The sequence below is a fragment of the Streptomyces sp. MBT53 genome (genome assembly GCF_016654115.1).
In the GTDB taxonomy this organism is placed as follows: Bacteria; Actinomycetota; Actinomycetes; order Streptomycetales; family Streptomycetaceae; genus Streptomyces.
The window spans coordinates 1-21,802 of record NZ_JAEQAZ010000149.1 but is presented as its reverse complement, the minus strand read 5'-3'; the positions used below and the strand labels follow the sequence as shown (position 1 = coordinate 21,802).

Annotated in this window: 17 protein-coding genes and 1 pseudogene; 14 read left to right on the top strand and 4 right to left on the bottom strand. The window is 68.6% G+C overall.

Going from position 1 to position 21,802, the window contains the following annotated elements:
- Window positions 1–1,509: 1,509 nt before the first annotated feature.
- The 5 genes and pseudogenes from JHN45_RS37740 to JHN45_RS37720 all read left to right on the top strand — a co-directional run bounded on the left by JHN45_RS37740 (window position 1,510) and on the right by JHN45_RS37720 (window position 4,719).
- The gene (locus JHN45_RS37740; RefSeq protein WP_307783306.1) at window positions 1,510–2,718 is read left to right on the top strand and encodes a S8 family serine peptidase; all 1,209 of its coding nucleotides are present in this window, start codon (window positions 1,510–1,512) and stop codon (window positions 2,716–2,718) included.
- 90 nt (window positions 2,719–2,808) lie between these two features.
- Window positions 2,809–3,156 (top strand): WXG100 family type VII secretion target, encoded by a 348-nt coding sequence (locus tag JHN45_RS37735; RefSeq protein ID WP_200683897.1) that lies wholly within the window; start codon window positions 2,809–2,811, stop codon window positions 3,154–3,156.
- A 46-nt stretch (window positions 3,157–3,202) separates the two neighbouring features.
- Window positions 3,203–3,502 (top strand): WXG100 family type VII secretion target, encoded by a 300-nt coding sequence (locus JHN45_RS37730; protein ID WP_043683472.1) that lies wholly within the window; start codon window positions 3,203–3,205, stop codon window positions 3,500–3,502.
- A gap of 131 nt (window positions 3,503–3,633) precedes the next feature.
- Window positions 3,634–4,258 (top strand): annotated as a pseudogene (locus JHN45_RS37725) (serine/threonine protein kinase); the annotation flags it as partial.
- Window positions 4,259–4,278: 20 nt separating this feature from the next.
- The gene (locus JHN45_RS37720) at window positions 4,279–4,719 is read left to right on the top strand and encodes a PQQ-binding-like beta-propeller repeat protein (RefSeq protein ID WP_201054101.1); all 441 of its coding nucleotides are present in this window, start codon (window positions 4,279–4,281) and stop codon (window positions 4,717–4,719) included.
- 51 nt (window positions 4,720–4,770) lie between these two features.
- On the opposite strand, the gene eccCa is transcribed toward JHN45_RS37720, so the two are convergent.
- The gene (gene eccCa, locus JHN45_RS37715; RefSeq protein ID WP_201054100.1) at window positions 4,771–8,745 is read right to left on the bottom strand and encodes a type VII secretion protein EccCa; all 3,975 of its coding nucleotides are present in this window, start codon (window positions 8,743–8,745) and stop codon (window positions 4,771–4,773) included.
- A gap of 353 nt (window positions 8,746–9,098) precedes the next feature.
- On the opposite strand from eccCa, the gene eccD reads away from it, so the two are divergent.
- A complete protein-coding gene (gene eccD / locus JHN45_RS37710; RefSeq protein WP_200713034.1) occupies window positions 9,099–10,610 on the top strand; it encodes a type VII secretion integral membrane protein EccD in 1,512 nt (503 codons plus the stop codon).
- Window positions 10,611–10,671: 61 nt separating this feature from the next.
- Here eccD and JHN45_RS37705 read toward each other — a convergent pair whose 3' ends face one another.
- Window positions 10,672–10,953, bottom strand: a complete 282-nt coding sequence (locus tag JHN45_RS37705; RefSeq protein ID WP_200713035.1) for a DUF397 domain-containing protein — start codon at window positions 10,951–10,953, stop codon at window positions 10,672–10,674.
- A gap of 283 nt (window positions 10,954–11,236) precedes the next feature.
- Between JHN45_RS37705 and rpsO the strand changes: the two genes are divergently transcribed.
- From rpsO to JHN45_RS37680, 5 genes are all read left to right on the top strand, one after another.
- Complete coding sequence (gene rpsO, locus JHN45_RS37700; RefSeq protein WP_019064787.1) at window positions 11,237–11,524, top strand: 30S ribosomal protein S15; 288 nt, start codon at window positions 11,237–11,239, stop codon at window positions 11,522–11,524.
- Between the two features lie 363 nt (window positions 11,525–11,887).
- On the top strand, window positions 11,888–14,110 hold the full coding sequence (locus JHN45_RS37695) for a polyribonucleotide nucleotidyltransferase (RefSeq protein ID WP_200713036.1): 2,223 nt from the start codon (window positions 11,888–11,890) through the stop codon (window positions 14,108–14,110).
- Window positions 14,107–15,486 carry a pitrilysin family protein gene (locus JHN45_RS37690; protein WP_200713037.1) on the top strand — a complete coding sequence of 460 codons (1,380 nt, stop codon included), beginning with the start codon at window positions 14,107–14,109 and terminating at the stop codon, window positions 15,484–15,486. Before JHN45_RS37695 ends, JHN45_RS37690 begins: the two co-directional genes overlap by 4 nt.
- 25 nt (window positions 15,487–15,511) lie before the next feature.
- Window positions 15,512–16,264, top strand: a complete 753-nt coding sequence (dapB, locus tag JHN45_RS37685; RefSeq protein ID WP_200713038.1) for a 4-hydroxy-tetrahydrodipicolinate reductase — start codon at window positions 15,512–15,514, stop codon at window positions 16,262–16,264.
- Window positions 16,265–16,274: 10 nt separating this feature from the next.
- Window positions 16,275–16,727, top strand: coding sequence for a hypothetical protein (locus JHN45_RS37680; RefSeq protein WP_201054097.1), 453 nt, complete (start codon window positions 16,275–16,277; stop codon window positions 16,725–16,727).
- 92 nt (window positions 16,728–16,819) lie between these two features.
- Here the strand turns inward: JHN45_RS37680 and JHN45_RS37675 are convergent, their stop codons facing one another.
- On the bottom strand, window positions 16,820–17,374 hold the full coding sequence (locus JHN45_RS37675) for a hypothetical protein (protein ID WP_200713040.1): 555 nt from the start codon (window positions 17,372–17,374) through the stop codon (window positions 16,820–16,822).
- Between the two features lie 146 nt (window positions 17,375–17,520).
- Window positions 17,521–17,760, bottom strand: a complete 240-nt coding sequence (locus JHN45_RS37670; protein WP_200713041.1) for a hypothetical protein — start codon at window positions 17,758–17,760, stop codon at window positions 17,521–17,523.
- 176 nt (window positions 17,761–17,936) lie between these two features.
- Between JHN45_RS37670 and thyX the strand changes: the two genes are divergently transcribed.
- From thyX to JHN45_RS37655, 3 genes are all read left to right on the top strand, one after another.
- Window positions 17,937–18,677, top strand: a complete 741-nt coding sequence (thyX, locus tag JHN45_RS37665) for an FAD-dependent thymidylate synthase (protein WP_201054095.1) — start codon at window positions 17,937–17,939, stop codon at window positions 18,675–18,677.
- Between the two features lie 211 nt (window positions 18,678–18,888).
- Window positions 18,889–19,788 carry a 4-hydroxy-tetrahydrodipicolinate synthase gene (dapA, locus tag JHN45_RS37660; protein WP_201054093.1) on the top strand — a complete coding sequence of 300 codons (900 nt, stop codon included), beginning with the start codon at window positions 18,889–18,891 and terminating at the stop codon, window positions 19,786–19,788.
- A 128-nt stretch (window positions 19,789–19,916) separates the two neighbouring features.
- Window positions 19,917–21,602 (top strand): ribonuclease J, encoded by a 1,686-nt coding sequence (locus JHN45_RS37655; RefSeq protein WP_201054091.1) that lies wholly within the window; start codon window positions 19,917–19,919, stop codon window positions 21,600–21,602.
- The last annotated feature ends 200 nt before the right edge of the window (window positions 21,603–21,802 follow it).

Below are 21,802 nucleotides of genomic sequence, written 5' to 3'. Positions count from 1 at the left end.
CTCGTCAGTAATACGCACCACTTGAGCGACTTCGCCGGAGAAGCAGGGGACCAGATCTCGGCTGCCGCCGTGGGCCTTGCGTCGGTACGCGGTGCCATGCCGCCTCGGGACACTCAGGCAAGTCGCAAGCACCCCACGGCCTTCACGGCGGCCGAGAAAGTCGCGGACAAGACCGAGTACGCCGCTGCCGTACGGGTGGAGAAGGACCGCCAAGAGGCGATCAACCAGATGAATCGGTTGGCGTCCTACTACGCGGTAACCAGTGACACGCTGTCGACCTTGCCTTCCAAGGACAAGACGCCAGAGTTCACGACCATGCCTGATGTGGGCGTCCCCCAGCCGGCCAAGGAGTACGGCTACAACCCTCCGGCGTCTGTCGTGAGTTCGCATGGCGACTCGGCAGCGGCGGTTCACGCGAGCCGCCATACGGTGGTTGCGTCAACGGGTGATGTCACGAAGCACAGTACGAACGAGACCTCGGCACCTGCGAGGCATGTCACAGCCGTAACGACGCAACCCGACGTTCCTGTGGCGACGAACATCGACAGCCTCGGCACGCTGCCGCCGACCTCGACCTCACCTGGACCTGTTCACACGTCACCAGTCGCGACTACGCCAAGCATGGGTAGTGGCTCGCCCAGCGGATTCGACGGTGCCTACGGAACGCCGATCCCCAACGCTTCCTCGGGGCGGGGTATCGGCGGAGCGAGCGGTGTCCGTACCCCCGCGACCGCGCAGGGAAGAACAGGTACGTCCGGGTTGAGCAACTCGGGTTCGGGTCGTTCCCCGGGACGAGGTCCCATGAACCAAATGGGCCGTGCTTCGGGTACCGGTCAGTCCCTGGCCAAGGGCACTGCTTCCGGAGGCAAGTCCGCCCCGATGGGGCGCGGCGTCACCGGCGGTACCCCACGTGCTGCGGGAGGGACAACGCCGCGTGTAGGCAATGGCTCAGCCACCGGTGCGGGCCGATCGAACGGTGTGGTTGGGGGGCGGCCCACGACTACGTCCGGTACGGCGGCGAATAGCGGATCGAGGATTCCCCGCGGCACAGTGGTCGGCGCCGAGGAGTCGACCAACTCTCGCCCTGGGAACGGGCGTCCCGGGCAGCGTGGAGTGTTCGGTGCGACCGGGCCCGCCGACAAGCCTGGTTCGAATTCCACCGTTCGTGGCGGTACAGCAGCGTCCGAGGCTGTTACCAGTCGGCCGACTGAACGAAATTCTGTTGCCCGAACAGAGCGGAACGGCATGACGCGTGGAGGTTCCGGCCTCGTACGAGGGCCGGACGGCAGTGGAAAGCGTGAGGACAGGAGAGGTTCGGACGGCGCTTCGTGCCCCGACCACTTGGTCGAGGGCGAAGAGACGCACTTGCCCACCAACCCGCGGCGCGAGGTGCCGCCCGCCACCAACTGAGCACGAGCGAGGACAGACAACACCATGAAGTCAGGGACCAGCCGACCAGCCGAGCAGGCTGCACTCCGCAAGGCGTGCTACGGAAGTCGAGCGCGCGCCGTGGGTGCGGTTGTCGGCGCCTTGGCTGCGGTGAGTGTCGGCTTTGCCCCGAGTGCCGCAGCCTACGACGCTCAGTCGAAACAGTGGTATCTGGACCCGATGCAGGCCGATCAGATGTGGAAGGTCAGCACGGGCGAGGGAGTCAAGGTCGCGGTCATCGACAGCGGGGTGAACGCCAACACGCCCTCGTTGAAGGGGCAGGTTCTGACAGACGAGGTGCCCAAGTCCGTGGCCTATCGAGCCACGGACGATTACAACGGCCACGGCACGACCATGGCCGAGCTGATCGCGGGCACTGGAGCAGAGGACGGGTTGCAGGGCCTGGCGCCCGGGGCCAAGATCGTTCCTTACCGGGTCAAGTTCGACGATCTGACGGGCGGGGCGGACGAGAAGAAGGAGACCCCCGAGCCTGCGGACGCGATCAGGGCCGCAGCCGACACCGACGCGAAGATCATCAACATGTCCTTCGGGTCGGAGGGACCGAGTTCCACCGAAGAGGAAGCGATCAAATACGCTGCTTCGAAGGGGAAGTTGCTGGTCGCTGCGGTTGGCAACGAGGGCCAGACCGAGGGCCGTATTGGTTATCCCGCCGCGTTTCCGTACGTGCTCGGTGTGTCGGCGGCGAACAAGTCTCTGACGGTGGCGAAGTTTTCCTCCAGCGGGAACTACGTTGATCTTGCTGCGCCCGGTGATGGGTTCCCCGGTTGGTGCGATGCGAACTTCCGCTCGTACTGCGACGACAAGAACGGTACGAGTGCTGCGGCAGCCCTTACCTCGGCCGCTGCGGCTCTGGTCTGGTCCGCACACCCCAACTGGTCGGTGAACCAAGTCACGCGCTCTCTGATCGACACGGCAGGCCGCACCTGGGCGAAGGACGACCCGAGCAAATACGCTGGCTTCGGATTCATTCGTCCGCGCCTGGTCCTTGCAAACCCCAACTACAACGCCGGCCCCGCGAACGTCGACCCGCTCGCGAAGGACAATGGCGGGGACCTGCTGGCGAAATCAGCAACATCACCCTCGCCTTCTGCCTCAGCCACATCACCGGCCCAGCAAAAGACCTCCACCGGCGGCACCTCAGCCGCAGGATCAAGCGCACAGTCGTCCAGCGACAACAACACGCCCTGGATCGCACTCGCCGGTGCCGCCGCCGTGCTCGTCATCGGCGGCGCGGGCTTTGCCGTAGCGCGCGCACGGCGTGCCAGGTGACCGGGATTTCCAGCCAGACCGCGAATCAGTCAACACACGACGCCAGTCAATAGAAAAGACGCCAGTCAATAGAAGAAGGGTGAGCTGACCATGTCCAACAAGCAGAAGCTCGAAGATGCCGCAGTAGTCGATATTCAGAAGCAGATGCTCGACAAGTACGACGGCATCGCCAAGCGCGTGCACGGGCTTCAGGGTGTGATCGACGGGCTTGAGGGTCAGTGGCACGGAATCGGTCGTGCCGCGTTCGACAAGAAGCAGTACGAGATCAATGAGTCGCTGCAGAAGATCGGCACCATCCTCGGTGACGTCATCGAGGCGATGACCGCGACGCGCAACATCAAGGACAGCAAGGAAGACGAGGTCCGCGCGGCGGTCAACAAGATCGACCTCCAGGACGGCGCACCGACCGTGCCCACGTCCTCGCTCAGCTCCTACTGAGTCACGCCGCCCACAGCGCCATACGAACGAGACGAGGTACACACGCATGAGCCGTAACTCCGACGGCCTTTCCGTCACTTATGACGGGCTGGACTTCGCGGCCACCAAGATCGGCAACGAGGCGAAGCAGCTGGAGCAGGATCTTCAGGAGCTTCGCGCGCTGGTCGTGAAGAGCCTGCAGTACTGGGAGGGTGACGCGCAGAACACCTTCAACGAGAAGCTGCACCGCTGGGACAAGGAAGCCAACGACATCCACACCGCGCTGACCGGCATCGGCCACGTCGTGTACACGTCGGGCGGTACCTACATGGAGGGCGACAAGAAGGCCGCCAGCTACTTCCAGTAGGGCGAGGCACGTAGCAACAACAGCAACACAGGGTGGGTGCGCGCGGGAGGCGCCCACCCTGTTGCCGTACCCGGCCCCCGCACGAGAGGGTGAGCGCCAGCCGATGCCGGACGGAGGGGAGCACACGATCCATGGCTGTGACCAGCGCAACGACTCGGCGGATCGGTCCCTACGCCGTCGTCACCCGGCTCGACAGCAACACCCCCGTCCCTCAACTCCCCACCCCCGAACGCCGTTTCATCGCCCGCAGCCCCGACGGTGACCGCACCGTCCTGCTGAGCGCCCCTGCCCGGGGTCGACCCGGGGCGGTTCATGGCGGAGGCCGACACCTCGCGGTATCTGCTCGGGCCCTGGGCGCTGCCGGCCGTCGAACTCGCCGCACCGGGCGGTGAGGCATGGCACGCCCGGCCCTACCTGCCCGCGCTGCCCCTCCCCACCGTCCTCGCGGTGAACCGCGGTCCGCTGCCCGAGCGGATCGTGCTCGCGCTCGCCGTAGCGCTGGCCGAGTCCCTCGCGGTGCTGCACGGGCAGGAGTTGACGCACGCAGGGGTGTGTCCGGCGGCCGTGCTGCTCGCCGCCGACGGGCCTCGGCTGGGTTGTTTCGGGGCGGTACGGGCCGCCGGAGCGGACGGTGTGCCGCGGTGGGGAGCGCCGGGACTGGACGCCGGGAGTCTTCCGCCCGAGCAGGCGGCCGGTGGGCAGCCGCGTCCGCTGGGTGACGTATACGCGCTGGGTGCGACGCTCGCGTACGCCGCCCGGCTGTCCGGGGCGACACCGTGTACCTCGGCGGCTACACCCTGGAGGCGGTGCGGATCGCCGACGGGGAACGGATCTGGAGCGTCAAGCCCCACGGGGACCTCTACCGGGAGCGCTGGGGACCCGTGACGGTCTCCGGGAACAGGCTCTACGCCACGGAGGGCATCTATCCCAGACGCCTGGACCCGCGCGACGGCAGCCAGTTGTGGTCCGGCTACTCCGAATCAGCGGGCACGGCTCTCTACGCGGGCCGTGCCCTGCCGCAGGGGCACGCGGTCTGGTCGATCGACAAAAGCGTGGTGGCGACCGATCCCATGGAACTCGACGCCGCGAAGGCGGTCGACGGGGGGAGGCTGTGGCGGTACGAGTTCCCCCGCACCGACTACACCCGCCTCGCCGCCGACGGGAACCGCGTCTTCCTCATGCACGACAGCAAGGTCGTCGCCCTCACCACGTTCTGAGGAACACGTCGGCCCACCGGGGGCTTACTCGGTCCCTGACCAGCCGGGCGCCTACTCGTCGCTGTCCGCCACCCGGCCGATCTGGACCAGCGGCTTCCCCCGCTTCCGGGACACGAACACGCCCCGCCCGGCGGGCATCGGCCGCGGCCGGACCCCGCCCAGGAGGTCGCCCTCGGCCGGGTCGCCCGCCAACACCACGCCCTGGGCGCCGAGTTCCTTCATGCGCTGCATGAACGACTCGTAACCGGCGCGCCCCGCACCCGCCGTGGAGCGGGCGATGATGAAGCGCACGCCCACGTCCCGGGCGAACGGCAGGAGTTCGGTCAGCCCCGACAGCGGGTTGCCGCTCGACGTGGACACCAGGTCGTAGTCGTCGATGATCACGAAGACCTGCGGGCCCCGCCACCAACTCCGGTCCCGGAGCTGCTGCGGAGTGACGTCCGACGTCGGCGTCCGGCGCTGCATCAGGTCGGCCAGCGCGTCCATGTGGTGCTGCATCTGGTTCGACATCGGGATGTACTCGGCCAGGTGCGAGGACGGGGTCACGCCCAGCAGGGAACGCCGGTTGTCGACCACGAACAGCTTGCAATCGGTGCCGTCGTATCGCTCGCCGAGGCGCTTGATCAGCAGCTTGAGCAGGTTCGACTTGCCGGACTCGCTCTCGCCGAAGACCAGGAAGAACGGGTCCTGGTCGAAGTCGACGAACACCGGCTCCAGGTTGTCCTCGTCGAGGGCGAAGGAGATGCCCCGGTTCGGGAAACGGTCGCCGGACGGCAGCTGGGCCGCCGCGAACTCCCTCGGCAGCAGCCGGACTTCGGGTGCGCCGGGCTCCTGCCAGTGCCGTGCGACCTCGGCCGTGAGGGCCGTCGTCGCCTCCGCGAGGTCCGTGTCCGAGGAGAGGCCGTCGATGCGCGGGACCGCCGCCATGAAGTGCTGCTTCTGCGGGGTCTGGCCGCGCCCGGGCACGCCCGTGGGCACGTTGGCGGCGACCTTGCGGTCGAACTCCGAGTCCATCGGGTCGCCGAGCCGCAGCTCCAGCCGGTTCATCAGGTGGTCCTTCATATTCGCGCGGACCTCCATGGAGCGCGAAGCGGTGAGGATCACATGGATGCCGTAACCGAGGCCGCGGGCCGCGATGTCCAGCACGACCGGCTCCAACGCCTCGTAGTCCGTACGGAAGTTGCCCCAGCCGTCGATGACGAGGAAGACATCGCCCCAGGGCTGGTCCGTCACGGAGATGTCGCCGCGCGCGCGGCGGGCGCGGAACTCGGCGATCGAGGAGATTCCGGCCGTACGGAAGTACTCCTCGCGGCGGGTCATCACGCCGTAGACCTCGGCCGCCGTACGCCGGACCTTCTCGGGGTCGAGGCGGGAGGCCACCCCGCCCACGTGCGGCAGACCGGCCACCGCCGACAGGCCGCCACCGCCGAAGTCCAGTGCGTAGAACTGCACTTCGCGCGGCGTGTGGGTGAGTGCGAACGACGCGATGAGCGAGCGCAGCAGCGTCGACTTGCCGGACTGTGGACCGCCGAGGATCTGCATATGGCCGGCCGCGCCGCCGAAGTCCGTCCACAGCGGGTCGCGCCGCTGCTCGTACGGCTTGTCGACCAGGCCGACCGGGACGACGAGTCGGCCCGCGCCCTCGTAGCCGGGCTGCGTCATGCCCCGGCCGGGTACGGCCGCGAGTCCGGGCAGCAGGGAGTCGAGCGACGGCGGGCTGTCCAGCGGGGGCAGCCACACCTGGTGGGCGGCCGGACCCTGCGCCTCAAGTCGTCGCACGATCACATCGAGCACGGTGTCGGCGAGCGCGTCGTCCTTCTCGTCCGGAGTCTCCGCCTGGCGCTGCCGCGGCACGGCCGCGTACTGCACCGGCACCTGCGCCGCCGTGAACAGCACCGGCCTTCGGTCCACCGGGAGCGGCCCGCCGAGCGCGGCGGCCTGCTGCGAACCGGTGCGGTACACCCCGGAGACGTACGCCGCCTTGAAGCGGACCATCTCGTCGGTGCCGTACTTCAGGAAGCCGGAACCCGGCACGTTCGGCAGCTCGTACGCGTCCGGCACACCGAGCGCGGCCCGCGACTCGGCCGCCGAGAACGTACGCAGACCGATCCGGTACGAGAGGTACGTCTCCAGGCCGCGCAGCCGGCCCTCCTCCAGGCGCTGCGAGGCCAGCAGCAGATGCACGCCCAGGGAACGGCCGATGCGGCCGATCTGCACGAACATTTCGATGAAGTCCGGCTTTGCGGTGAGGAGTTCGCTGAACTCGTCGATCACCAGGACGAGTGACGGCACGGGCTGCAAGGGGGCGCCCGCGGCGCGTGCCTTCTCGTAGTCGTGGATGTTGGCGTAGTTGCCCGCGTCGCGCAGCATCTCCTGGCGGCGGTTCAACTCACCGCGGATCGAGTCACCCATACGGTCGACGAGCGTCAGATCGTCCGCCAGGTTGGTGATGACGGCCGCCACGTGCGGCATCTGCGCCATACCGGCGAAGGTCGCACCGCCCTTGAAGTCCGCGAGGACGAAGTTCAGCGTCTCCGAGGAGTGCGTCACCGCGAGGCCGAGGACCAGGGTGCGCAGCAGCTCCGACTTGCCGGAACCGGTCGCGCCGACACACAGCCCGTGCGGGCCCATGCCCTCCTGGGCCGCCTCCTTGAGGTCGAGCATCACGGGCCGGCCGTCCTCGCCGAGCCCGATCGGCACCCGCAGCCGCTCCGCCGTGGAGCGCGGGCGCCAGGTCCGCTTCGGGTCCACGGAGGCCGCGTCGCCCAGGTTCAGCAGATCGGTGAACTCCAGGTTGGCGAGCAGCGGTTCGTCGTCGTCACCGCCCGACACCATGCGCAGCGGCGCCAGTTGGCGGGCCAGCGCCTCGGCGGCCTCGTACGACAGGACGTCCGGTGTGCCCTCGTAGACCATGCCGTGGCCCGACTCCAGGCGGAGTTCCTTCGGGTGCACGACGACCGAGAGGTCGCCGCGTCCGCTGTTGAGGTCGCCGGGCACGACCTCGACGATCGTGACGCCCTGGAGGCCCTCGGGGCTGGCCAGGAAGGAGGTGGGCGGCAGGGAGACGCCGTCCAACACGACCACCAGGTGCGGCTGTTCGGGCACCGGCGCGCCGGCCGGGTGGAAACGCGGGCGGCCCTGGAGGCGCTCCGCGAGCATCTCCTCCAGCGCCATCGGGTCGGTGGCGATCAGGCGCATGCTGCCCGCGCCGTCCGCGAGACCCGGCGCCTGCGCGTGGGGAAGCCACTTGGCCCACTCCCACTCGGGCACCGACTCGCGCCCGGTGGCGACCGCGATGACCAGGTCCTCGGGGGAGTGCATCGAGGCGAGGGAGGCGGCGAGGGCGCGGGCGGTGCCGCGCACGGTGGCCGGTTCGCCGCTGATCGTCACGTGGTAGAAGGCGCGCAGCGAGACCGCCATCGGCAGGTCCTCGAGGGTGCTGTGCGTGGCCAGGAAACGCTGCATGGCGCCCGCCGTCAGCGGCTCCAGCTCGTCTACCGGGGCGGTCTCCGGCGGGACCAGGGGAGTGGCGAGACCCTGGGGGCCGAGGCCGACCCGCACCTGCCCGAAGTCTTCGTCATTGGTGCGGCGTTCCCATACGCGGCTGCCCTCGGCGACCAGCGCCCACAGTTGCTCCGGCGAAGGGTGCAGGTAGTACTGGGCGTCGCGCTGGGCCCGCGCGGTCTCCAGGGCCGTACGCCGGGTCTGGGAGAGATAGCGCAGATAGTCACGGCGCATGTCGGCCATCTGCCCCTGGTTGCCCCGGCGGTAGCGGACCAGCATCGAGATGCCCATCGCGACCGTGGACGCGATCATCACCATGCCCATGATCTTCATGAAGGGCTGGGCGCTGGGGTTGAAGAAGAACACCACCGAACCGCCCATGCCGAGCATGGGCAGGAGCTGCATCAGGGCGCCCTCCTGCTGGCCGCGCGGCAGCTCCGGCGGAGCCTGCAGCATGACCTCGTCCGTGGGCACTTCCTTCGGCAGCGACCTCGGCGGGCGCTTGACGACGATCTGGCTCACTAAGCACCAATTCCCTTGCCGGACCGAGTTGTTTACGTCCGCCGCCCCGTGTCGGGCGGACGCCGATCCGCACTGCGCGATCCTACTGACAACCACTGACAACGACGGGCGGTAGGGTGCCCGTGAGACGTGTGAGCAGTTGCGAATCGTTCCGGGAAAACCGGGCAAAACCGCAGTGTTCGCGGCGGGCGGATCCCGTCGGATCCCGCTGAGCGCAGGGCGCTACGGCGCGGCCGACCGGCGGGACGGATGGTACGGCGCGACCTGCACAGGATCTTTACGGCGGAATCTTCGCGACGGACGCGCGCGGCAGCATGCGCGGACCGTCCGTCACTGACAAGGGGGAACAGCAGGTGAGCATCACGGCCTCCGCGCCGGCGGGCGCGACCGGCGGAACGGGCAGCGGAGCCCCATCCGGGGCGGGCACGGGCCTCGGCTTCTGCCGGGTCACCATCGTGGCGCCCGACAGCCGGATCGACGTGGCCCTGCCCGACGACGTACCCGTCGCCGACCTGTACCCCGAGATCCTGAGGCTGTCCCAGCAGAGCCTCACCGAGGGCGCCCCCGTCGGCTACCACCTCGTCCGCCGCGACGGCACCGTCCTCGACGGCGCCCGCTCCTTCGCCGCCCAGCGCATCCTCGACGGCGAACTCCTCACCCTGCGCCCCTTCGCCGACTCGCTGCCGCCCGCCGTCTACGACGACGTCTCCGAGGCCGTCGCCGCCGCCGTCACCCGTGACCGTGCCCTGTGGAACGGCGAGTTGACGCGCGCCGCCGGTCTCGTCGCGGGCGGCATCCTGCCCGCGCTGCTCGCGTTCGTGGCCTGGAGCTCCCAGATCCACCACGACATGAACGGCCTCCAGGGCATCGTCGCCGGTCTCGCCGGCATCCTCCTGGTCACCATCGCCTGTGTACGCGCACGTGTGTACGACGACCGGGGCTCGGCGGTCGCCCTGGGCCTGGGCGCGCTCCCGAACATCGCCGTGGCGGGCTCCGGACTGCTCCCCTTCTCCGAAGGAGAAGGCATCGGTCGGCTCCAGTTCCTGCTGGCCTGCGCCGCCGTCCTCGTCGCGGCCGTCGTCCTCACCCTGGTGTCACCCGGCGGGGACGGCCCCTTCGTGGCCTTCGTCTTCGCCTCCGCCATCGGCCTGTTGACGACGTTCACCGCGATGCTCGCCCACCTGAAGCCCATCGAGACGGCCGCGATCTGCGCCCCGCTCTCCGTGTGCGCGCTCGCCTTCCTGCCGGGCCTGTCCATGCGCTTCGCCCGCCTCCCCATCGGCTTCGAACCGCCCAACCCCAACCGCGGCTACGGCGACGGCGAACCCGTGGCCCAGGAGCCCGTCGACGCCGAACGCATCGCCGCCCGCGCCCGCCGCGGCCACGAACTCCTCGTCGGCCTGGTCGGCGGCTGCGCCCTCGTCTCCGTGGGCGCCTCGATCGTCCTCGGCTTCTCCAGCGACGTATGGGCACAGCTCCTCGCCCTCGCCACCGGCGTCGCGATGCTGATGCGCGCCCACCTGTTCCGCTACACCGCCCAGGTCGGCGCCACCCTCGCCGCGGGCCTGGCCGCCCTCGTCTTCCTGGGCCTCGGCCTCGCCCTGAACCCGCCGCACGCGTACGTGCGGGACGCGTTCCTCGGCGACCCGAACTCCCTCGACATCCGCAGCGTCTGGCTCGCGGCGGCCGTAGCCGCGTCCACCGCACTGGTCACCGCGGTCGGCCTGATCACCCCGAAGCGGGGAGTCACCCCCTTCTGGGGCCGCTTCCTGGAGATCGCCGAGAGCTTCGTCCTGCTCACCCTGATCCCGCTCTCCCTGGCCGTCTTCGACGTGTACGCGCAGGCACGGGCGATGACCAGCTAGGAGCCGTAGACATGCGAAAGGGGCGGCACGCACGCGTGCCGCCCCTTTCGCATGTCTACGACTACTGCTGCTCCTCCGGAGCCGGCTCCAGATCGAACTCGCCGTCCCGGGCGCCCAGCACGAAGGCCGTCCACTCCGCCTCTGTGTAGCGCAGCACGGTGTCCGGGTCGAGCGACGAGCGCATGGCCATCCCTCCGTCGGGCAGGTCGGCGATCTCGACGCGCTCCTCGTGCTCCTCCGTGCCCGGCGCGCTGCGCCACTCCACGCCCGAGATGTCGAGGGCGTACAGCTCGTCCCGCTCCCGCTCCTTGCGTGCCTTGATCTCCTGCTCCGTCTCCGCCATGGCGAAGCGACCCCTTCCCGACGAACCGACGTGATCTACGGTCCATGCGTAGATGCAGATCACCCTAGTAGCCGTATCCGCCCCGGTCAGGGCCCTTCACAGAGCTGGACCGAGGTGTCCCCCCAGGCTGGTACGCTGTGTAGCGGCCGTTTGTGTACGCACCCTTGGAGCTCACCGCTCCGGAGGCCGCGCCCAGCGGATCCCGCCTCCCGAGTTACGGAAGCTCCCCTGAGAAGTGGACCAGGGGCACTCGGTGGCACATCAAAGACTACGAGGAGTACGCGTGTCGCTCGACGCCGCTACGAAGAAGCAGCTCATCAGCGAGTTCGGCCAGAAGGAGGGCGACACCGGCTCCCCCGAGGTCCAGGTCGCCATGCTCTCGCGCCGTATCTCGGACCTGACCGAGCACCTCAAGACCCACAAGCACGACCACCACTCCCGTCGTGGTCTGCTGATCCTGGTCGGTCAGCGCCGCCGGCTGCTGCAGTACCTGGCCAAGAAGGACATCCAGCGCTTCCGTGCGCTGGTCGACCGCCTGGGCATCCGTCGCGGTGCGGCGGGCGCCAAGTAAGACGCCGTGAAGGGAGCGGGTCCCGAAACGATCGGGAGCCGCTCCCTTTGCCGTATGTGCGGATTGCCCGTACGTGCGGAAACGTGCGGAGTGTCACTGCCGCTTTGTAGTGTGGTAGCACAACGCAATACGCAGGACACAGCACGACAACGCAGGACAGCACGACAACGTACGGACAACGTACGAAACGAACGAGGAGAAGCGCGCCTCGCAGCCGCCGGTCCTCGGTAGTGGCCCCCGGGCAGGAAACCCCGGGTGCTTCGATCGAAGACCGGCCCGCACCAGACAGCGCTTCTCCGCCACCGTCCCCCCGCCACACGGGCGGGGAGGGACGAAAGACGACAAGTAACGGAGAAAACGCTAGTGGAGAACGAGACCCACTACGCCGAGGCCGTCATTGACAACGGCTCCTTCGGCACCCGCACCATCCGCTTCGAGACGGGCCGCCTGGCCAAGCAGGCCGCCGGCTCCGCCGTGGCGTACCTGGACGACGACACCATGGTGCTGTCGGCCACCACCGCCTCCAAGAACCCCAAGGACCAGCTCGACTTCTTCCCCCTCACGGTGGACGTCGAGGAGCGGATGTACGCCGCCGGCAAGATCCCCGGCAGCTTCTTCCGCCGTGAGGGCCGTCCCTCCGAGGACGCCATCCTCACCTGCCGCCTGATCGACCGCCCGCTGCGCCCGTCCTTCAAGAAGGGCCTGCGCAACGAGATCCAGGTCGTCGCCACGATCATGGCGCTCAACCCCGACCACCTGTACGACGTCGTGGCGATCAACGCCGCCTCCGCGTCCACGCAGCTGGCCGGTCTGCCCTTCTCCGGCCCGGTCGGCGGCGTCCGCGTCGCGCTGATCAACGGCCAGTGGGTCGCGTTCCCGACGCACACCGAGCTCGAGGACGCCGTCTTCGACATGGTCGTCGCCGGTCGCGTCCTGGAGGACGGCGACGTCGCGATCATGATGGTCGAGGCCGAGGCCACCGAGAAGACCATCCAGCTGGTCGCGGGCGGCGCCGAGGCGCCGACCGAGGAGGTCGTCGCCTCCGGTCTGGACGCCGCGAAGCCCTTCATCAAGGTGCTCTGCCGTGCGCAGGCCGACCTCGCCGCGAAGGCCGCCAAGCCGACCGGCGAGTTCCCGATCTTCCTCGACTACCAGGACGACGTCCTGGAGGCCCTCACCGCCGCCGTCCGCCCGGAGCTCGCCGCCGCGCTGACCATCGCCGGCAAGCAGGACCGCGAGGCCGAGCTGGACCGCGTCAAGGGTCTCGCCGCCGAGAAGCTCCTCCCGGAGTTCGAGGGCCGCGAGAAGGAGATCTCCGCCGCGTACCGCTCGCTGACCAAGTCCCTGGTCCGTGAGCGCGTCATCAAGGAGAAGAAGCGCATCGACGGCCGCGGTGTCACCGACATCCGCACCCTGGCCGCCGAGGTCGAGGCCATCCCGCGCGTGCACGGTTCCGCGCTGTTCGAGCGTGGCGAGACCCAGATCCTGGGCGTCACCACCCTCAACATGCTCCGCATGGAGCAGCAGCTGGACACCCTCTCCCCGGTGACCCGCAAGCGCTACATGCACAACTACAACTTCCCGCCGTACTCCGTCGGTGAGACGGGCCGCGTCGGCTCCCCGAAGCGCCGCGAGATCGGCCACGGAGCGCTCGCCGAGCGCGCCCTGGTCCCGGTCCTGCCGACGCGCGAGGAGTTCCCCTACGCGATCCGCCAGGTGTCCGAGGCCCTCGGCTCCAACGGCTCGACGTCCATGGGCTCGGTCTGCGCCTCCACCATGTCGCTGCTGAACGCCGGTGTGCCCCTCAAGGCCCCCGTCGCCGGTATCGCCATGGGCCTGATCTCCCAGGAGATCAACGGCGAGACGCACTACGTCGCCCTCACCGACATCCTCGGTGCGGAGGACGCCTTCGGCGACATGGACTTCAAGGTCGCCGGCACCAAGGAGTTCGTCACCGCCCTCCAGCTCGACACCAAGCTGGACGGCATCCCCGCCTCCGTCCTGGCCGCCGCTCTCAAGCAGGCCCGTGACGCCCGCCTCCACATCCTCGACGTGATGATGGAAGCGATCGACACGCCGGACGAGATGTCCCCGAACGCCCCGCGGATCATCACCGTCAAGATCCCCGTGGACAAGATCGGCGAGGTCATCGGCCCGAAGGGCAAGATGATCAACCAGATCCAGGAGGACACCGGCGCCGAGATCACGATCGAGGACGACGGCACCATCTACATCGGTGCCCAGGTCGGCTCGCAGGCCGAGGCCGCCCGCGCCACGATCAACGGCATCGCCAACCCGACCATGCCGGAGGTCGGCGAGCGCTACCTGGGTACGGTCGTCAAGACCACCACCTTCGGCGCGTTCGTGTCGCTGCTCCCGGGCAAGGACGGTCTGCTGCACATCTCGCAGATCCGCAAGCTCGCCGGCGGCAAGCGCGTGGAGAACGTCGAGGACGTCGTCGGCGTGGGCCAGAAGGTCCAGGTCGAGATCGCCGAGATCGACTCCCGCGGCAAGCTCTCCCTGATCCCCGTCATCGAGGGTGAAGAGAACGCCGAGGACGACAAGAAGGACGACGGCGACAAGTGACGTCGACCAGCACCACGACGACGGCCCGCACCTCCTCGGAGGCGCGGGCCGTCGCCCGTACCCAAACCCTCATCCAGGGCACCAACGGCATCGGCACGGTCCGCAAGACCACCCTCCCGGGCGGCCTGCGCATCGTCACCGAGACGCTGCCCTCGGTCCGCTCCGCGACCTTCGGCATCTGGGCACACGTGGGCTCCCGCGACGAGACGCCGTCCTTGAACGGGGCCACGCACTACCTGGAGCACCTCCTCTTCAAGGGCACGCACAAGCGCAGCGCGCTCGACATCTCCTCCGCGATCGACGCGGTCGGCGGCGAGATGAACGCGTTCACCGCGAAGGAGTACACGTGCTACTACGCGCGCGTGCTCGACACCGACCTGCCGCTCGCCATCGACGTCGTCTGCGACATGCTGACGGGCTCCCTGATCCGCGAGGAGGACGTCAACGTAGAGCGCGGCGCCATCCTCGAAGAGATCGCCATGACGGAGGACGACCCGGGCGACTGCGTGCACGACCTGTTCGCGCGCACGATGTTCGGCGACAACCCCCTCGGCCGCCCCGTCCTCGGCACGGTCGACACCGTCAACGCCCTCACCGCGGACCGCATCCGCCGCTTCTACAAGAAGCACTACGACCCGACCCACCTCGTGGTCGCGGCGGCGGGCAACATCGACCACGACAAGGTCGTACGACAGGTCCGTGCCGCCTTCGACAAGGCCGGCGCCTTCAAGAACGCCCAGGCCGCGCCCATCGCCCCGCGCGACGGCCGCCGCACCCTGCGCACCACGGGCCGCGTCGAACTGATCGGCCGCAAGACCGAGCAGGCGCACGTGGTCCTCGGCATGCCGGGCCTGGCCCGCACCGACGAGCGCCGCTGGGCCCTCGGCGTCCTCAACACGGCCCTCGGCGGCGGCATGTCCTCCCGCCTCTTCCAGGAGGTCCGGGAGAAGCGCGGCCTGGCCTACAGCGTGTACTCGTACACCTCCGGCTTCGCCGACTGCGGCCTCTTCGGGGTCTACGCCGGCTGCCGGCCCTCGCAGGTCCACGACGTGCTGAAGATCTGCCGCGACGAACTCGACCAGGTCGCCGCGAACGGCCTGTCCGACGACGAGATCGGCCGCGCCGTCGGCCAGCTCCAGGGCTCCACCGTCCTCGGTCTCGAAGACACCGGCGCGCTGATGAACCGCATCGGCAAGAGCGAGCTGTGCTGGGGCGAGCAGATGTCCGTCGACGACCTGCTGGCCCGGATCGCCTCGGTCACCCCGGACGAGGTCCGCGAGGTCGCCCGCGAGATCCTGGGACAGCGACCCTCGCTGGCGGTCATCGGCCCGCTCAAGGACAAGCAGGCGGCCCGACTGAACGACGCCGTCGCCTAACACCCGTCGTAAGGAAGCAAGAACGATGAGCAAGCTGCGCGTGGCGGTCCTCGGTGCCAAGGGCCGGATCGGCGCCGAGGCGGTACGAGCCGTCGAAGCCGCCGAGGACATGGAACTGGTGGCCGCCCTGGGCCGGGGCGACACCCTGGAGGCGCTCACGGCCGCGGGCGCCCAGGTCGCTGTCGAACTGACCACCCCCGCCTCGGTGATGGACAACCTCGACTTCTGCGTCCGGCACGGCATCCACGCGGTCGTCGGCACCACCGGCTGGACCGAGGAACGCCTCGCGCAACTCAACGGCTGGCTGGCGGCATCCCCGGAGACGGGCGTCCTCATCGCGCCCAACTTCTCCATCGGAGCCGTACTGACCATGAAGTTCGCGCAGATCGCCGCGCCCTACTTCGAGTCGGTCGAGGTCATCGAACTGCACCACCCGAAGAAGGTCGACGCCCCGAGCGGCACGGCCACGCGCACGGCCCAGCTCATCGCCGAGGCGCGCGCGAAGGCGGGCACGGCTCCGGCACCGGACGCGACGGAGACGGCCCTGGATGGCGCACGGGGCGCGGACGTCGACGGGATCCCCGTCCACTCCGTCCGCCTGCGCGGCCTGCTGGCCCACCAGGAGGTTCTGCTGGGCGGCGAGGGCGAGACGCTGACCGTCCGTCACGATTCGCTCCACCACAGCAGCTTCATGCCGGGCATCCTGCTCGGCGCCCGCCGCGTGGTGAGCACCCCGGGCCTCACCTTCGGCCTGGAACACTTCCTGGACCTGGGCTGAGGCTCACGACATGCGTGCCAAACTCACCTACGCCGTCACGGCCGCCGTCCTGGTCTTCTACTTCGTCCTGGTCGGCAGCCGCGGCGTCATGCTCATACAGTCGGGCACGGTCATCACCGTCACCTTCGGGATCGCGGTCCTGATCCTGCCGGTGATCGGCGTGTGGTTCCTCTGGAAGAACACCCAGTTCGTCCGCAACGCCAACCGCCTCGCCGCCCTCCTCGACGCCGAAGGCGGCCTGCCCGTCGACGAGTTGAGGCGCACGCCCAGCGGCCGTATCGACCGCGACTCCGCCGACGAGGTCTTCGCCAAGCGCAAGGCCGAGACGGAGGCGGCCCCCGACGACTGGCGCAGCTGGTTCCGCCTCGCCGTCGCCTACCACGACGCCCGCGACACCCCGCGCGCCCGCAAGGCCATGCAGCGCGCGATCGCCCTGCACGCCGGCCGCCCCGTCCAGGCCTGACGCGTAGGACGAAACACGGCCGTACGCCTGAACGCCGAAGGGGCCGGCCCGCACTCGCTGCGGACCGGCCCCTTCGTGTCGCTCTCGGTCGGTCAGGTCCGCCGGTACTCGTCGGACCACACCTCGACCGAGTCGGCGGCCCGGTCGAAGGAGGAGGCACGCGCCAGGAAGTCGATGTCGTGCGTGGTCAGCAGCGCGGCCACGTCCTCGGCAGCACGGTCCTTCCGTACGAGGAGCAGCGCCTGTCCCTGCACCGTGCGCGGCAGCCCGAGCCAGCGCACCGGCTGCTGCACCGTGCGCACGGCGGCGACCCGGTCCCACCGCACCGTGAGGGTGTAGAAGAACCGCACTCGGCGCAGCCCGCGCGCGCTCACCCACACGCCCATGCGCAGCAACCGCAGGGCGCAGAGGATGACGACCACGGCGATACCGAGGATCACCCCGGCCTCGGACCGCGAGCCGGTCAACGCGATGATGACGGCGGCGAAGAGCACGTACGACGCGAGCAGCAGCACGAGCGCCGACACCGCCACCCGCCACGGTCCGGGCCGGTAGGGGCGCCGCCAGCGGTCGCGGTCGTCGAACGGCAGCGCGAGCTCGTCCGCGGCCTCGAATGCGCGGTCGGCCGTAAGGAAGGGCAGGGGCACGGCTGGTGTCCTCACTGAATCCATGCGTGGGCTGTGCCCGGTGAGGCTATCCGGCCGTGTTCCCGCTCACCACCATTGGGGGTCCATGGGGGTGCCCCCGCGCCATTTAGGCAGTGGGGGAGAGTCACGGTTGGCTGCACTGCAGGTCAGTGGTTGTCGGCGGCCTGCGACTGTTGGTTCTGGGTCGAGAGGTTGTGCTGGGACAGCGCAGGCATCCCGAGGACCAGGGAGCCCACGATGCCGGCGACGATGGTGAGCCCCAGCAGCCAACGCCCGGCTATCTGACCGGCGGACGCGCGCTCACGGGGCGGCGGGGTGACATTGCTGCGGAAGCGGTCGGTCTCGGCGATGAAGGCGAACGGGACGGGTTCGCGCCGACGGAGCATCGGTGGTGCATCTCCCTTCGGGGATCGAACGGTTGGTTGCTACCGGTACAGACGAGCGAACGCGGCGAAAGGTGCCCTGTTCCTCCGATTTCACTCGGTCAAGACAGTGAAAGTCCGGTTTGGTGGGCCGTAGAGTGGCGCTCGCCAAGTGCCGAGATGGGAAGGACCTCCGAACCGTGACGCCCACATCCGACGACGACTTCAAGATCGACCTCCGCAGTGAAGTGACCGTTGAACTGGTCAAACACAGCGCGACCGATTCCGACGTGCTGTTCGCGGCCCGTGTGTCGACCGTCGGCGAACAGTCCCTGGAAGAGATGGGCAAGGACCCCGAGCGCTCCAAGGGCCTGATCAACTACCTGATGCGGGACCGGCACGGCAGCCCTTTCGAGCACAACTCGATGACCTTCTTCATCAGTGCCCCAATTTTCGTCTTCCGCGAGTTCATGCGGCACCGGGTGGGTTGGTCGTACAACGAGGAATCGGGCCGCTATAGGGAGTTGCAGCCTGTCTTCTACGTGCCGGACACGTCCCGCAAGCTGGTCCAGCAGGGACGGCCGGGCAAGTACGTGTTCGTTGAGGGCACTACGGAGCAGCATGACTTCGTAGAGCAAGCGATGCAGGAGTCGTACCGCCAGGCGTACGGGACGTACCAGGAAATGTTGGCTCAGGGTGTAGCCCGCGAAGTCGCCCGCGCGGTCCTCCCCGTAGGCCTCTTCTCCTCGATGTACGCCACGTGCAACGCACGCTCGCTGATGCACTTCCTCGGTCTGCGCACGCAGCACGAGCTGGCGAAGGTGCCGTCGTTCCCGCAGCGGGAGATCGAGATGGTCGGCGAGAAGATGGAGGAGCAGTGGGCCAAGCTCATGCCGCTCACCCACTCCGCCTTCAATGCCAACGGTCGTGTCGCCCCGTAGCGCACCTCTGTTTGCCGCGCGGGCACACATGTACGGGTCAGTCGTGCGAAGTGTCCGTATTGCGGCATTTGGAGAAGTTCATCTAGCCTGATCAAACGGACCCGGCACTGCTTGAACCCCCGAGCAGGCAGTGCCGGGCTCCACATTTGTCACGACTTGTCGCCTGCCCCGAGGGCAGACCCCGCATTGAGCAGCGAGTAGCGTGTTACCCATGGCTCCGACCTCCACTCCGCAGACCCCCTTCGGGAGGGTCCTCACCGCCATGGTCACGCCCTTCACGGCGGACGGCGCGCTCGACCTCGACGGCGCGCAGCGGCTCGCTACCCACCTGGTGGACGCAGGCAACGACGGCCTGGTCATCAACGGCACCACCGGTGAGTCCCCGACCACCAGCGACGCGGAGAAAGCGGATCTCGTACGAGCCGTACTGGAAGCGGTCGGCGACCGCGCCCACGTCATCGCCGGCGTCGGCACCAACGACACCCACCACAGCGTCGAACTCGCCCGCACGGCCCAACGCACCGGCGCACACGGCCTGCTCATCGTCACGCCGTACTACAACAAGCCCCCGCAGGAGGGCCTGTACCGTCACTTCACGACGGTCGCCGACGCCACCGAACTGCCGGTCATGCTCTACGACATCCCCGGCCGCAGCGGCGTCCCGATCGGCACCGAGACGTTGGTCAGACTCGCCGAGCACCCCAGGATCGTCGCCAACAAGGACGCCAAGGGCGACCTGGGCCGCGCCAGCTGGGCCATCGCCAGGACCGGCCTGGCCTGGTACTCCGGCGACGACATGCTGAACCTGCCGCTGCTCTCCGTGGGCGCGGTCGGCTTCGTCTCGGTCGTCGGCCATGTGGTCACCCCCGAACTGCGCACCCTGGTGGAGGCCTATGTCTCCGGTGACGTCCAGAAGGCCACCGAGATCCACCAGAAGCTGCTCCCCGTCTACACCGGCATGTTCCGCACCCAGGGCGTCATGACCACCAAGGCCGCGCTCGCCCTCCAGGGACTGCCCGCCGGACCGCTGCGCTCACCGATGGTGGAGTGCTCGCCCGAGGAGATCGCCCAGCTCAAGATCGATCTTGCCGCCGGCGGGGTACAGCTCTGACAACAGACTTCACAAATGAATACGCAGGGCTTCGGCGCCTGCACCCCACATCCAATAACTGCATTTGCACGAACGTCATGCGCGCCACGTGCCCACCGGTACGTGGCGCGCATGGGTAGGAGAGTCTTTTGAGCCATCCGCATCCTGAACTCGCCCCTCCGTCGAAGCTCCCCGAAGGCGGCCTGAGGGTCACCCCACTCGGCGGCCTCGGGGAAATCGGCCGAAACATGACGGTCTTCGAATACGGCGGCCGTCTGCTGATCGTCGACTGCGGCGTGCTCTTCCCCGAGGAGGAGCAGCCCGGAGTCGACCTGATCCTGCCGGACTTCACGTCCATCAGGGACCGCCTCGACGACATCGACGGCATCGTCCTCACGCATGGCCACGAGGACCACATCGGCGGAGTCCCGTACCTCCTTCGCGAGAAGGCGGACATCCCGCTGATCGGCTCCAAGCTGACCCTCGCCCTCATCGAGGCGAAGCTCCAGGAGCACCGCATCCGCCCGTACACGCTCGAGGTCGCCGAAGGGCACCGCGAGCGCATCGGTCCCTTCGACTGCGAGTTCGTCGCGGTCAACCACTCGATCCCGGACGCCCTCGCGGTCGCCATCCGCACCCCCGCGGGCATGGTCGTCCACACCGGCGACTTCAAGATGGACCAGCTTCCGCTGGACGGTCGTCTGACAGATCTACACGCGTTCGCACGTCTCAGCGAGGAGGGCATCGACCTTCTCCTCGCCGACTCGACGAACGCCGAGGTCCCGGGATTCGTCCCGCCCGAGCGGGACATCTCCAACGTCCTGCGCCAGGTCTTCGCGGGCGCCCACAAGCGCATCATCGTGGCGAGCTTCGCCAGCCACGTGCACCGCATCCAGCAGATCCTGGACACGGCACACGAGTACGGCCGCAGGGTCGCCTTCGTCGGCCGCTCGATGGTCCGGAACATGGGCATCGCCCGTGACCTCGGCTATCTCAAGGTCCCACCGGGCCTGGTCGTGGACGTCAAGACGCTCGACGACCTCCCGGACAGCGAGGTCGTCCTCGTCTGCACGGGCTCGCAGGGCGAACCGATGGCCGCGTTGTCCCGCATGGCCAACCGCGACCACCAGATCCGCATCGTCGCCGGCGACACGGTGATCCTGGCGTCGTCGCTCATCCCGGGCAACGAGAACGCCGTCTACCGGGTGATCAACGGCCTCACCCGTTGGGGCGCCAACGTCGTCCACAAGGGCAACGCCAAGGTCCACGTCTCCGGACACGCCTCGGCGGGCGAGTTGCTGTACTTCTACAACATCTGCAAGCCGAAGAACCTGATGCCGGTCCACGGCGAATGGCGCCACCTACGGGCCAACGCCGAGCTGGGCGCCCTCACCGGCGTCCCGCACGACCGGATCGTCATCGCCGAGGACGGCGTGGTCGTCGACCTCATCGAGGGCAAGGCCAAGATCTCGGGCAAGGTCCAGGCCGGCTACGTCTACGTCGACGGCCTCTCGGTCGGCGATGTCGGCGAGCCCGCGCTGAAGGACCGCAGGATCCTGGGAGACGAGGGCATCATCTCCGTCTTCGTCGTCGTGGACTCGTCCACCGGCAAGATCACGGCCGGCCCGCACATCCAGGCCCGCGGCTCCGGCATCGACGACTCCGCCTTCGTGGACGTGGTCCCGAGGATCACGGAGGTCCTGGAACGCTCGGCCCAGGACGGTGTGGTGGAACCCCACCAGCTGCAGCAACTGATCCGCCGCACGCTCGGCAAGTGGGTCTCCGACAACTATCGGCGCAGGCCGATGATCCTCCCGGTCGTCGTGGAGGTCTGACCGTCGTACGACCCCCTCGTACGCGTGAACCTGGAGCGGGCCGCCTCGATTTGCATCGAGGCGGCCCGCTCCAGTACGTTTACGGCTCCGCCTGAGGGGGAACCCGGACACTTCGCGTGTACGGGAGCCACTCCCGGAGGGCCGGAAATTCCGACTCAGAACCTCTGATAAAGTCGGAGTCGCCGGAAAGGGAAACGCGG